Here is a 12,993-nt window from a genome sequence, read left to right as displayed (position 1 = left end):
CGGCTGCCTCAGCCGGCCGCAGGATCAGTATCCGCGTCCGGAGCGCTGCGATCAACGGAATGCAGCGGCGAAAACCGGCGACGCTTGCCGGCCTCACAAGCGGGCGGCGCCGTCAGCGGCGCCGTCACCGTCGGCATCGGTGAGTTTGACGTCCCACCGACCGTCGCCGTCGGTGTCGACGTAGGCCGCCCGGTAGCCGAGAGGCCCGTCCACGTCGTTGCCGATCAGCACCCGGTCGGCGCGTCCATCACCGTCGGAGTCGAGCAGCAGGTCATTGATGCGTCCATCGCCGTCGAAGTCCACCAGCGGCCCACCGGTGTGCTCGACCTCGTCGAGCCCCCACCAGCGCAACCCACCGGACCGGTCTGCTGAGCCCGCCGCGACACCGTGGCCCCAGGTGCCGGAACCGTCGTCGGTGAAGGAGGCCTCCGGGCTCCCGTCGTCGTCGAGATCGAGCATCAAGTGGTCGGCCACCCCGTCGCCGTCGAGGTCGACCAGCGCGTCGTCGCGCAGGCCATCGCCGTCGAAATCGAGGCTGATCGCATCGGCGATCCCGTCGCCGTCGAGATCAAGGTCGGGCGGGCCGGTCCACATCGTCGCCGCGCCATCACCATCGCCGAGGCAGTAGTCCATACCCGAATCAGACGAACTCGCGCGGCTATTGGTTCCCCTGGTCCTGCCACCACGCCAGCAGTTCGGCGGTGGCCTCCTCGCGCGACAGTGGCCCGCGCTCCAGGCGCAGCTCCTTGAGGTAGCTCCAGGCGCGGCCCACCTGCGGACCGGCCGGGATGCCGAGCAGTTCCATGATCTCGTTGCCGTCGAGATCCGGCCGCACCCGCTGCAGATCCTCCTGCTCGGCCAGCACGGCGATCCGTTCCTCGAGCTGGTCGTAGCTGGCCTGCAGGCGAGCCGCCCGCCGCTTGTTGCGGGTGGTGCAGTCCGCGCGGACCAGCTTGTGCAACCGGCCCAACAGCGGTCCGGCATCGGTGACGTAGCGGCGCACCGCCGAATCGGTCCACTTGCCGTCGCCGTACCCGTGGAAGCGCAGATGCAGATACACCAGCTGCGAGACGTCGTCGACCATCTGCTTGGAGTAGCGCAGCGCGCGCATCCGCTTGCGGACCATCTTCGCGCCCACCACCTCGTGGTGGTGAAAACTCACCCGGCCGTCGGCCTCATGGCGCCGGGTGTCCGGCTTGCCGATGTCGTGCAGCAGCGCCGCCCAGCGCAGCACTAGATCGGGGCCGTCATCCTCAAGGTCGATCGCTTGGCGCAGCACGGTCAGGGAATGCTGGTAGACGTCCTTGTGCTGGTGGTGCTCGTCGATCGCCATCCGCATGGCACCGACCTCGGGCAGCACCACCTCGCCCATCCCGGTGGCCACCATCAGGTCGATACCGGCGGCCGGGTCGGCGCCCAGCAGCAACTTGTCCAGTTCCGTGGCGACCCGCTCGGCGGTGATACGGGACAGCTCCTGGGCCATCTCCTCGATCGCCGCACGCACCCGCGGCGCCACGGTGAACCCGAGTTGGGCCACGAACCGGGCGGCGCGCAGCATCCGCAACGGGTCGTCGCCGAAGGAGTCCTGCGGCGCCGTCGGGGTGTCGAGCACCCCGTCTCGCAATGCGGCCAGCCCGCCCAGCGGGTCGAGGAACTCCCCCGGGCCGGCCGGGGTGATGCGGACGGCCATCGCGTTGGCGGTGAAATCCCGGCGCACCAGGTCTTCGTCGAGCGAATCGCCAAAGCGCACTTCGGGATTGCGGGACACCCGGTCGTACTGGTCGGCCCGGAAGGTGGTGATCTCCAGGCGCTGGCCGCCCAGGGCGGCACCGATAGTGCCGAACTCGATGCCGGTGTCCCACATCGCCTCGGCCCGGCCCCGCAGGATGCGCTGCACCTGCTCGGGGTGGGCGTCGGTGGTGAAATCCAGATCGGGGCTGGGCCGGCCCAGCAGGGCGTCGCGGACCGATCCACCGACCAGGTACAGCTGGTGGCCGGCGGCGTCGAACATGGCGCCGAGGTCACGCAGCAGCTCGGCGTGCCGGTTCAGCACGACGGCCGCCGTTGTCAGCAGGTCGACGTCCTGATGGGTTTCGGGCACGTTCGATGAGCCTAGCGGTGGTCGCAAGCGCGGCGGAGCCGGGCGCAGCGGGCCACCGCCGTCGACACTAGCGGTGGTCGCAAGCGCGGCGGAGCCGGGCGCAGCGGGCCACCGCCGTCGACACCAGCGGTGGTCGCAAGCGCGGCGGAGCCGGGCGCAGCGGGCCACCACCATCGACACCACCACCGCCAGAACCGTCAGCCCGGCGAGGGACGCGGGTTGACCCGCTGGTGCCAGCTACTATCGCATGGGTGTCGGCCGACGGCGGAGAAGCCAATTCGGGACGGCGCCGCAGGCGGCGCCGCGGTCGACGCACGTCAGGTCCGCAAACCAACCACACCGAGCCCACGGCCAGCGACGGCAACACCGGTGCGGCCGCGACAACGGCTCGCTCGGCGCAGCGCCGGCCCCGCAGCGCACGGCACGGGCCGGCGCGACTGCGCACCGTGCACGAAACCTCCGCCGGCGGTCTGGTCGTCGATGGCATCGACGGGCCGCGGGAGGATCAGGTCGCCGCGCTGATCGGGCGCGTCGACCGGCGGGGCCGGATGCTGTGGTCGCTGCCCAAGGGCCATATCGAGGTCGGCGAGACCGCCGAGCAGACGGCGATCCGCGAGGTCGCCGAGGAGACCGGCGTCCAGGGCGACGTGCTGGCGGCCCTGGGCAGCATCGACTACTGGTTCGTCACCGACGGCCGCCGGGTGCACAAGACGGTGCACCACTACCTGATGCGGTTCTCCAGCGGGGAGCTGTGCGACGACGACGTGGAGGTCACCGAGGTGGCGTGGGTGCCGATCCGGGAGCTGCCGTCCCGGTTGGCCTACGCCGACGAACGCCGCCTCGCCCTGGTCGCCGACGAACTGATCGACCGGCTGCAGGCCGACGGCCCGGCCGCGCTGCCGCCGCTGCCGGTGACCACGCCCTGGCGGCGCCAGCAGACCCATTCCCGCACCCGCCACTCTCGACCCGACGAGCACGCACCGGACCGGAAGAACGGTCGCGGGCTGGACCCGTGAGCCGCACCCGACGCAGCGGCCGGGGTCACGTGCCCGCCTTCGCGCGGCCCCGCACGGCCCCGCTGGCGGTGGTGGCCGCCTTCCTGATCGCCCTGGGCATGGCTCTCGGTGCCGCCGCCGCCCCACCCGCCACCGCCGGCGAGCCCGGCGCGGCACCGTTCGTCCAGATCCGCATCGACCGGGTCACCCCGGAGGTCGTCACCACCTCCAGCGACCCGGTCGTCACCGTCGCCGGCACAGTGAGCAACGTCGGCGACCGACCGGTGCGCGATGTGATGGTGCGCCTGGAGCAGGCCGCCGCCGTCGCGTCCTCGGCCGGCCTGCGCACCAACCTCAGCGGCGCCAACGACCAGTACCGGCCGGTCGGCCCATTCAACACGGTCGCGACCGAACTGCAACGCGGCCAGGAAGCCCGTTTCACGCTGTCGGCCCCGCTGCACTCGTCGAGCCAACCGGCACTGAACGTCGACCGTCCCGGCATCTACCCGGTGCTGGTCAACGTCAACGGCACCCCGGACTACGGCGAGCCGGCCCGCCTCGACGACGCCCGCTTCCTGCTCCCGGTGGCCGGCCTGCCGAAAGCCGAGGCCGACTCCGGTCCCCTGGCCGGCGCCATCGCGCCGGACACCTCCCAGCCGGTGCGACTCACCATGTTGTGGCCCCTGGCCGACCGTCCCCGGCTGACACCCGGGGCGCCCGGCGGCACACTGCCGGTTCGGCTCACCGACGATGACCTGGCGACCTCGCTGGCCCCGGGCGGCCGGCTCGACGCCCTGCTGTCCGCCGCCGAGTTCGCCACCAGCCCGACCGTCGACGGTGGCGGGGTGGTTAACCAGGCGCTGTGCCTGGCGATCGACCCCGACCTGCTGGTCACCGTCAACGCGATGACCGGGGGCTACGTCGTCGCCGACTCCCCCGAGGGCGCCACCTCCCACCCCGGCACCGGACGCGCGGCGGCCACGACGTGGCTGGAGCGACTGCGCCGGCTGGCGCGCCACACCTGTGTCACCGCGATCCCCTACGCGCAAGCCGACCTCGACGCACTGGCCCGCGTGGGCGACCCGAAACTCGACGCGATCGCGGTGAGCCGGCCGGCCGAGGTCGTCGACCGGATCCTGCAGGTGTCGTCGACCCGCGGCGCCGTGGTGCTCGGCGACGGGAAACTCACGGCCGGCGCCGCGAAACTGATCGGCGCGCAAGGCGATGCGGTGGTGATCACCGCCGGCGACTGCTCGGCCCACGACTCGGTCACCGGCGCGTCGGCCACCGCCGACGTCACCCCGCGGCGGCTGTCCCCGCAACTGGTGGCCGCGCCGTACGACCCGGCCGTCGGCGCCGCCCTGGCGGCGTTGGGCACCGACCCGGTGGCCCCGACCTACCTCGACGGTTCCCTGGCGGTCCGGTTGCATCACGACTCCGCGCTGGCTCGCCGGCAAGACGCCCTCGGGTCGATGTTGTGGCGCGCGCTGGAGGCCCCCGACGGTCCCGGCGCAGCACGCAACGAGATCCTGGTGCCACCGGCGTACTGGAAGCCGCGGGCCGACGACGCCCAGGCGGTGCTGACCACGTTGGCCACCGCACTGCGATCCGGACTGGCCGTGCCCCGTCCGCTCAGTGCGGTGATCAGCGAGTCCCGGGGCGTCACCGCGGCCCCAGCGCATCCGCTGCCGGCCGAGCAGACGGCGGGCGGTTTCGGCCCGGAGATCGTCGCCGCCGTGGCCAGTGACATCGGCCGGCTCTGGGGATTGACCTCCGCACTGACCACCGACGTCCGCACCGGCTTGACCGGCGAGGCCTACACCGCGCCGCTCGCCGAGGACATGCTGCGGGCGCTGAGTCAGTCCGAGCCGCTCGACGTGCGCGGCGGTGTGGCAGCGCAACGGCTGACGATCGTCGGCGACACCGTCGCGGATCTGATCAGCGCGGTCACCATCGTCAACCCGGCCGGCTCCTACACCCTGGCCACCGAGCACAGTCCGCTGCCGCTGGCGCTGCGCAACGATTTGGCGGTGCCCATCCGGGTGCGCCTGCACGTCGACGCGCCGCCCGGCATGACGGTGGCCGATATGGGAGACCTGGAGCTGCCGCCCGGTTACCTGCCGCTGCGGGTTCCGGTGGAGGTTCGGGTCAACCAACACTTCGTCGTCGACGTGGCCCTGCAAACGCCCGGCGGGCTGCCGCTGGGCGAGTCCGCGCGGTTGTCGGTGCATTCGAATGCCTACGGCATGGTGCTGTTCCTGCTCACCATGACGGCAGCGGCGGCGCTGACGGTACTGACCGGGCGGCGACTGTGGCACCGCTTCCGCGGCCAGCCCGACCGCGCCGACTTGGACCGCCCCCGCACGCCGGGCCCGGACCGCCCGCCCGCGGCAACCGTGGGCCGGCCCGACCGGGGTGCGGGCCGGTGAACGCGCCGGCGCCGCAGCCGGCGCGCCCGGAGCTGACCGACGCCGCAGTGGTGTCGCGGTCGTGGGGCATGGCGCTGGCCACCCTGATCAGCCGCATCACCGGGTTCGTCCGCATCGTATTGCTGGCCGCGATCCTGGGTGCGGCGCTCTCAAGCGCCTTCTCGGTGGCCAACCAGCTGCCGAACCAGATCGCCGCGCTGGTGCTCGAGGCGACGTTCACCGCGATCTTCGTGCCGGTGCTGGCCCGCGCTGAACGCGACGACCCCGACGGCGGCGCCGCGTTCGTACGGCGCCTGGTCACGCTGGCCACCGCGCTGCTGCTGGCCACCACGGTGATCTCGGTGGCCGCGGCGCCGTTGCTGGTCTCGTTGATGCTGGGCGGTGACCCGCAGGTCAACCAGCCGCTGACCACGGCGTTCGCCTATCTGCTGCTGCCGCAGGTGATCTGCTACGGACTGTCCTCGGTGTTCATGGCAATCCTGAACACCCGCAACATCTTCGGGGCGCCGGCCTGGGCGCCGGTGGTCAACAACGTCGTCGCGATCGCCACGCTGGTCGTCTACCTGCTGGTGCCCGGGGAACTGGCCGTCGACCCAGTGCGGATGGGCAACGCCAAGCTGCTGGTGCTGGGCGTGGGCACCACAGCCGGTGTGGTCGCCCAGACCGCGGTCCTGCTGGTGGCGATCCGGCGGGAGCGCATCAGCCTGCGCCCGCTGTGGGGTATCGACGACCGGCTCAAGCGTTTCGGGGCGATGGCCGCCGCGATGGTGCTCTACGTGCTGATCAGCCAGATCGGCCTGGTGGTGACCAACCAGATCGCAGCCACCTCGGCCGCCTCCGGCCCGGCGATCTACTACTACGCCTGGCTGCTGCTGCAACTGCCGTTCGGGATGATCGGGGTGACGGTGCTGACGGTGGTGATGCCGCGGCTGAGCCGCAACGCGGCCGCCGGCGACGACCCCGCGGTACTCGCCGATCTGTCGCTGGCCACCCGGTTGATGATGATCACGCTGATCCCGATCGTGGCGCTGATGACCGTGGGCGGGCCGGCGATCGGTAGCGCGCTGTTCGCCTACGGCAACTTCGGCGACGTCGACGCCGGCTATCTGGGCGCCGCCGTGACGATGTCGGCGTTCACCCTTATCCCCTATGCCCTGGTGCTGCTGCAGCTGCGGGTCTTCTACGCCCGCGAGCAGCCGTGGATCCCGATCGCGATGATCGTCGTGATCACGACGGTGAAAATCGTCGCCTCGGTGGCCGCCCCCCACCTGACCGACAATCCGGAGTTGGTGGCCGCCTACCTGGGCCTGGCCAACGGCGTGGGCTTCTTCGCCGGCGCCGCCGTCGGGCACGTCCTGTTGCGGCGCGCGCTACGCCCCGTCACCGGTCACCTCCTCGGCCCGGAGGTGGTGCGCACCGTGTTGGTCACGGTGACAGCATCCCTGCTGGCGGGGCTGGTCGCCGAGGTGCTCGACCGGGTGCTCGGGCTGCGCGGTCTGACCGATCACGGCGCAGCCGGATCGATGCTGCGCCTGGTGGTGCTGGCCGCGGTGATGCTGCCGATCATCGCGGCGGTCATGGTCCGCGCCCGGGTGCCCGAAGCCGAGGCGGCTCTGGCCGCGGTGCGCCGCAGGCTCGGTGCGCAACGCCTGGATATCAGCGCGTCAAACCGGCCGTCCCGCGATCCCCGCGTCCCGTACGCTGAGCACAACCATTTGCCCACACCGGGCGGGGACGTGACGAACGCTTCCGCCCGGCGCATGCCTCCGGAGCACGTCGCCGGGGGCTGGACACCGAAAGGTACGGAGGTGGCCAACAAACCTTCGGAGGGTCCCGGGGCTGGCGCGGCGTCGCGATCGGTTGCTCCGCCGCAAACCCCGCGGCCCGCCGGCGGCCCGGCCACCCCCGAGCCGGCCGTCGACGCTCAGGCCGGGGATCCGCTGACACCGGGGCTGAGCATCGCCGGCGGACGCTACCGGCTGCTGGTACGCCACGGCGGCACCGCGGTGCTGCAGTTCTGGCAGGCGCTGGACACCGCGCTGGAGCGGCAGGTGGCGCTGACCTTCGTCGACCCGGGGCAGACCATGGCCGAGGAGCAGTTGGCCGGCGTCCTGTCGCGCACCCAGCGGCTCAGCCAGATCGACCTGCCCGGGATCGCCCGCGTGCTCGACGTGGTGCGGATCGGCACGGGGGGGCTCGTCGTGTCCGAATGGGTCCGCGGCGCCTCCCTGCAAGAGGTCGCCGGCACGGCGCCGTCGCCGATCGGCGCGGCCCGCGCGATGCGGGCCCTGGCCACCGCCGCCGAGGCCGCCCACCACACCGGGGTCGCCCTGTCCATCGACCACCCGGCCCGGGTCCGGGTCAGCATCGACGGCGACGTCACCTTGGCCTTCCCCGCCACGCTGCCCGAGTCCAAGCCCGAGGACGACATCCGGGGCATCGGCGCCACCTTGTACGCGCTGCTGGTCAACCGGTGGCCCCTGGATTCCGGCGCCGGCTGCGGGATCGCCCCGGCCGACCGGGACGCCGCCGGTAATCCGGTCAACCCCGACGCGGTCAACCCGGAGATCCCGTTCCAGATCTCCGCGGCCGCCAGTCACGCGATCCAGCCGGACGGCGGCATCCGCGGCGCCTCGACGTTGTCGAACCTGCTACAGCAGGCCACCGCCCTGCACGAACAGACCGAGCTGCTGGGGCCGATCGACGACGAGCCGCCCGCGCCACGGCGCGAACCGCCGCCGTTGGATGCCGAGAAGCGCGCCGAGCGGCGCCGCCGGGTACTCATCGGGGCCGGGATCGGCGGCGCCGTCATCCTGGTCGCCCTGCTGGTGCTGGCCTCGGTGCTCAACCGGATCTTCGGCGACGTCAACGGGCTCGACAAGACGGAGCTGGGCCTGAGCAGCCCGTCGGTGTCGTCGTCGCGGTCGGGTTCGGCCAGCCCGGGCAGCACCGTGAAACCCGTGCAGGCGACGGTCTTCTCGCCCGGCGGCGAGGCCGACCGGCCCCAGGACGCCGGGCTGGCCATCGACGGAAACCCGGCCACCTTCTGGTCGACGGACACCTACTCCGATCCGGTGCCGTTTCCGAACTTCAAAAGCGGTGTCGGGCTGGTACTGCAGCTGCCCAAGCCCACGGTGATCGGCAGCGTCGGGATCAACGTCTCCAGCACCGGGACAAAGGTGGAGCTGCGCTCCGCCTCGACTCCGAAGCCGACCCGGCTCGAAGACACCACGCTGCTGGCGCCCGCCAAGGCGCTGCAACCCGGCGCCAACAAGATCTCGGTCGACTCGTCCTCGCCGACCTCCAACCTGCTGATCTGGATCACCACGATGGGCAGCACCGGCGGGGAGAGCCGCACCCAGATCTCCGAGATCACCGTGCAAGCGGCGTCGTAGGGCGACGATCGCACGCGGGTCGCCGAGACGGCTCACCCTGTGCATAGCCGAAGTGCCGTCTGGCCGCCGGCTGGTTAGTGTCCGGCCATGGGGCACCCAGACCGCAGCGACGCCGAACTGCTGGCCGCGCACATCGCCGGTGACCGCGACGCCTTCGGCGAGCTCTACCGCCGCCACCAGCGCCGGCTGCGCCGGCTGGCCCGGCTCACCACCGGCTGTCCCGAAGATGCCGAAGACGCCCTGCAGGAGGCGATGCTCTCGGCGCACCGGGGCGCCGGGTCGTTTCGCCACAACGCCGCCGTCGCCAGCTGGCTGCATCGCATCGTCATCAACGCCTGCCTGGATCGGCTGCGGCACAGCCGGATTCACCGCACCGAAGCGCTCGGCGAGCATGTCGCCGTCAGCGATCGCACTGCGGAGGTGGAGACCGCAATGGAGGTGCACGCCGCGCTGCGCCGGTTGCCGGCAGCACAGCGCGCCGCGGTGGTGACCGTCGACATGCACGGCTACTCGGTCGCCGATGCCGCCCGTGCCCTCGGCGTGGCGCAGGGCACGGTCAAGAGCCGCTGCGCCCGCGGCCGGGCCCGGCTCGCGGTGCTACTGAGCCAAGGCCATACCGGTGTGCCCGGCGGCGGCGGCCGGATAGCCTTGACAGCTGACGGCGCCATGCACAGCCGGATCGACGACTGCGCATAGCCACCAGGTCGAGCGGAAGCAGCGGCACTGCCATGGATGCAGGTGATCGAGAAGCCCCCGAACACGCAGGGCATCCGGCGCATGCCAGCCGGCCGCTGCCCCGGTTCAACCGGATCGCCGCGGCGGCCGGGACCGCGGCGGCCCTGCTCGCGATCGGATTGGGCACGACGGGCTTGATCCGCTTCCCCGCTGACACACCCAGCGGCCCGCGGTCCTTCGACGCGATTACGGTGGCGTCCGAACCGGACCCGGTGCTGCCGCTGACCGAAGCAGAGCTCCTCGAGTTGCTGGACCGCAGCCCCGAATACGGCGCGCTGGCCGACCCTGGGCGCCGCACCGGCTGCCTGGCCGGGCTGGGCTATCCGGCGTCGACCCGCGTGCTGGGCGCACGCGAAGTCGCCGTCAACGGGCATCCCGGGATCGTGCTGCTGCTGCCCGGCGCCGCGACCGGCACGATCGTCGCGCTGGCGGTGGCCCCCAACTGCAGTTCCGCCGATACCGGACTGCTGGCCGACACGACCGTTCGCCGACCGTAGCGGCTCGGGGAACAACCGCCGCCTACGCTGACGTTGATAGCCCCTGTAACCGACCCGAGCGGAAAGGCTCTCGATGCCCTCGCTGCCTGAGACACCGACCATCCACGATGTGATCATCATCGGTTCCGGCCCGGCCGGGTACACCGCGGCCATCTACGCCGCCCGGGCACAACTGGCTCCGCTGGTGTTCGAAGGAACCTCGTTCGGCGGGGCGCTGATGACCACCACTGAGGTGGAGAACTACCCCGGCTTCCGCAACGGCATCATGGGGCCCGACCTGATGGACGAGATGCGTGAACAGGCGCTGCGCTTCGGCGCCGACCTGCGCATGGAAGACATCGAATCGGTGGTCCTGGACGGCCCGGTCAAGTCCGTCGTCACCGCCGACGGCGAAACACACCGGGCGCGGGCGGTCATCCTGGCCATGGGGGCCGCCGCCCGCTACCTGAACATCCCGGGCGAGCAGGAACTGCTCGGCCGGGGCGTGAGCTCGTGCGCCACCTGTGACGGATTCTTCTTCCGGGACCAGGACATCGCCGTCATCGGCGGTGGTGACTCGGCGATGGAGGAAGCCACCTTCTTGACCCGGTTCGCCCGCAGTGTGACCCTGGTGCACCGCCGCGAGGAGTTCCGCGCCTCCAAGATCATGCTCAACCGGGCGCGCGAGAACGACAAGATCCGGTTCCTGACCAACACGGTCCCGGTCGCAGTGGAGGGCGAGAGCACGGTGACCGGGCTGCGGGTGCGCGACACGGTGACCGGTGCGGAGTCCACGCTGCCGGTGACCGGGGTGTTCGTCGCGATCGGCCACGACCCCCGTTCGGAGCTGGTGCGCGGAGCGGTCCAGCTCGACGCCGACGGCTACGTGCTGGTCCAGCAGCCGAGCTCGCGGACCTCCCTGGCGGGGGTGTTCGCCGCCGGCGACCTGGTGGACCGCAGCTACCGACAGGCGATCACCGCAGCCGGCACCGGCTGTACGGCCGCCATTGACGCCGAGCGCTGGCTGGCCGAATCGGCCGAGATCGACTATCCCCAGGACACCACTACCGAAACCTTGATGGGAGCACCACAGTGACTGACAACGGCCACCACACCGTCACCGTCTCCGACGCCACCTTCGCCACCGACGTGCTGGGCAGCAGTAAGCCGGTGCTGGTGGACTTCTGGGCGACCTGGTGCGGCCCCTGCAAGATGGTCGCACCGGTGCTCGAGGAGATCGCCGCCGAGCAGGCCGGCCAACTCACCGTCGCCAAGCTCGACGTGGACGCCAACCCCGAGACCGCTCGGGAGTTCAACGTCGTCTCCATCCCGACGCTGATCCTGTTCAAGGACGGTCAGCCGGTCAAGCGGATCGTCGGCGCCAAGGGCAAGGCGGCCCTGCTGCGAGAGCTTTCGGACGTCAGTTAGCGCCCCGAGCGGGCGGTTGCAACCGGCACCGTTCTGGCCTCGTCGTTTTCAATAATCCGGCCAGCATCTGAGACAATGCTGACTAACCCGCTGGTAACCGCCAGCGACGTTTTGGCAGCCACCAGCGACGACCGGAGGGCTCAGTGATGTCGGGTCGGCACCGCGGCGCGGACGACGTGCTGCGCCGCGGCGACCGCAGCAGCGCCGTGGTCGAGATCCGCGAGACGCTGGCCACGCTGGGCCTGCTCGATAGCCCGGATGCGGATCTGACCACCGGCAAACACGTCGCGCTGGATGTGTTCGACGACGATCTCGACCAGGCGGTGCGCGCCTTCCAGCAGCAGCGCGGGTTGCTCGTCGACGGGATCATCGGCGAGGCCACCTACCGCGCGCTCAAAGAGGCGTCGTATCGGCTGGGTGCGCGCATCCTCAATCACCAGTTCGGCGCGCCGATGTACGGCGACGATGTGGCCACGTTGCAGGCCCGCCTGCAGGATCTGGGCTTTTACACCGGAATGGTCGACGGCTACTTCGGCATCCAGACGCACAATGCGCTGATGTCCTACCAGCGGGAGTACGGCCTGTACGCGGACGGCATCTGCGGGCCGGAAACGTTGCGGTCCTTGAACTTTCTGGCTTCACGGGTGACCGGAGGATCGCCACACGCGATCCGTGAAGAAGAGTTGGTGCGGCGCTCGGGACCGCGGCTGTCCGGCAAGCGGATCGTCATCGATCCGGGCCGCGGCGGCAGCGACCACGGGCTGATCACCCAGACACCGTCGGGCCCGATCAGTGAAGCAGACATTTTGTGGGACTTGGCAAGTCGTTTGGAAGGCCGGATGACGGCCATCGGAATGGAGACCTTCCTGTCCCGCCCGAACGGCCGCAGCCCGTCGGATGCCGAACGCGCCGCCACCGCGAACGCCGTCGGCGCCGACTTGATGATCAGCCTGCGCTGCGCGACCCACAGCAGTCCGGCGGCCAACGGGGTCGCGTCGTTTCACTTCGGCAACTCCCACGGCTCGGTGTCCACCATCGGCCGTAACCTTGCCGACTTCATTCAACGAGAACTCGTGGCGCGCACCGGATTACAGGATTGCCGTGCCCACGGTCGGACGTGGGACCTGCTGCGCCTGACCCGGATGCCGACCGTCGAGGTGGACGTCGGCTACATCACCAGCCCGCGCGATCGCGGGATGCTGGTCTCCCCCGCGACGCGTGACGCCATCGCCGAGGGAATGCTGGCCGCGGTCAAGCGGCTGTACCTGCTCGGCAAGAACGACCGGCCCACCGGCACCTTCACTTTCGCCGAATTGCTGGCCCACGAGCTGTCGGTGGAGCGGACCGGCCGGCTCAGCGGCGGTTAGCTGGCTGTGGGTCGTGTCAAGTCATGCGGCCACGCGTGGGGCATTGTCGCCGGTGGTTGCTGGCGTT

At 71.1% G+C, this 12,993-nt stretch carries 10 protein-coding genes; 8 read left to right on the top strand and 2 right to left on the bottom strand.

All coding sequences use genetic code 11. From position 1 onward, the window contains the following. Nucleotides 1-93 precede the first annotated feature (93 nt). Both A5694_RS07310 and A5694_RS07305 read right to left on the bottom strand, forming a co-directional pair. Nucleotides 94-633, bottom strand: coding sequence for a hypothetical protein (locus A5694_RS07310; RefSeq protein ID WP_064921174.1), 540 nt, complete (start codon nucleotides 631-633; stop codon nucleotides 94-96). Between the two features lie 25 nt (nucleotides 634-658). Further along, on the bottom strand, nucleotides 659-2,101 hold the full coding sequence (locus A5694_RS07305; protein ID WP_064921173.1) for a CCA tRNA nucleotidyltransferase: 1,443 nt from the start codon (nucleotides 2,099-2,101) through the stop codon (nucleotides 659-661). 251 nt (nucleotides 2,102-2,352) lie between these two features. Between A5694_RS07305 and A5694_RS07300 the strand changes: the two genes are divergently transcribed. From A5694_RS07300 to A5694_RS07265, 8 genes are all read left to right on the top strand, one after another. Continuing rightward, the gene (locus tag A5694_RS07300; RefSeq protein WP_064921172.1) at nucleotides 2,353-3,117 is read left to right on the top strand and encodes an NUDIX hydrolase; all 765 of its coding nucleotides are present in this window, start codon (nucleotides 2,353-2,355) and stop codon (nucleotides 3,115-3,117) included. 98 nt (nucleotides 3,118-3,215) lie between these two features. Next, entirely contained in the window at nucleotides 3,216-5,525 is a 2,310-nt protein-coding gene (locus tag A5694_RS07295) for a hypothetical protein (protein ID WP_082952567.1), read from the top strand. Then, nucleotides 5,522-8,920, top strand: coding sequence for a murein biosynthesis integral membrane protein MurJ (gene murJ, locus A5694_RS07290; protein ID WP_064921220.1), 3,399 nt, complete (start codon nucleotides 5,522-5,524; stop codon nucleotides 8,918-8,920). Before A5694_RS07295 ends, murJ begins: the two co-directional genes overlap by 4 nt. Nucleotides 8,921-9,007: 87 nt before the next feature. Continuing rightward, nucleotides 9,008-9,616 (top strand): RNA polymerase sigma factor SigM, encoded by a 609-nt coding sequence (gene sigM, locus A5694_RS07285; protein ID WP_064921171.1) that lies wholly within the window; start codon nucleotides 9,008-9,010, stop codon nucleotides 9,614-9,616. A 32-nt stretch (nucleotides 9,617-9,648) separates the two neighbouring features. Beyond that, nucleotides 9,649-10,152 carry a hypothetical protein gene (locus A5694_RS07280; RefSeq protein WP_064921170.1) on the top strand — a complete coding sequence of 168 codons (504 nt, stop codon included), beginning with the start codon at nucleotides 9,649-9,651 and terminating at the stop codon, nucleotides 10,150-10,152. 73 nt (nucleotides 10,153-10,225) lie between these two features. Next, the gene (gene trxB / locus A5694_RS07275) at nucleotides 10,226-11,227 is read left to right on the top strand and encodes a thioredoxin-disulfide reductase (protein ID WP_064921169.1); all 1,002 of its coding nucleotides are present in this window, start codon (nucleotides 10,226-10,228) and stop codon (nucleotides 11,225-11,227) included. After that, nucleotides 11,224-11,559, top strand: a complete 336-nt coding sequence (trxA, locus tag A5694_RS07270; RefSeq protein WP_064921168.1) for a thioredoxin — start codon at nucleotides 11,224-11,226, stop codon at nucleotides 11,557-11,559. Before trxB ends, trxA begins: the two co-directional genes overlap by 4 nt. A 146-nt stretch (nucleotides 11,560-11,705) precedes the next feature. After that, the gene (locus tag A5694_RS07265; protein WP_064921167.1) at nucleotides 11,706-12,926 is read left to right on the top strand and encodes an N-acetylmuramoyl-L-alanine amidase; all 1,221 of its coding nucleotides are present in this window, start codon (nucleotides 11,706-11,708) and stop codon (nucleotides 12,924-12,926) included. Nucleotides 12,927-12,993: the final 67 nt, after the last annotated feature.

This window comes from Mycolicibacter sinensis, assembly GCF_001667945.1.
GTDB classification, from domain to species: Bacteria; Actinomycetota; Actinomycetes; order Mycobacteriales; family Mycobacteriaceae; genus Mycobacterium; species Mycobacterium sinense_B.
This window is presented reverse-complemented; position numbering and strand designations above follow the sequence as displayed.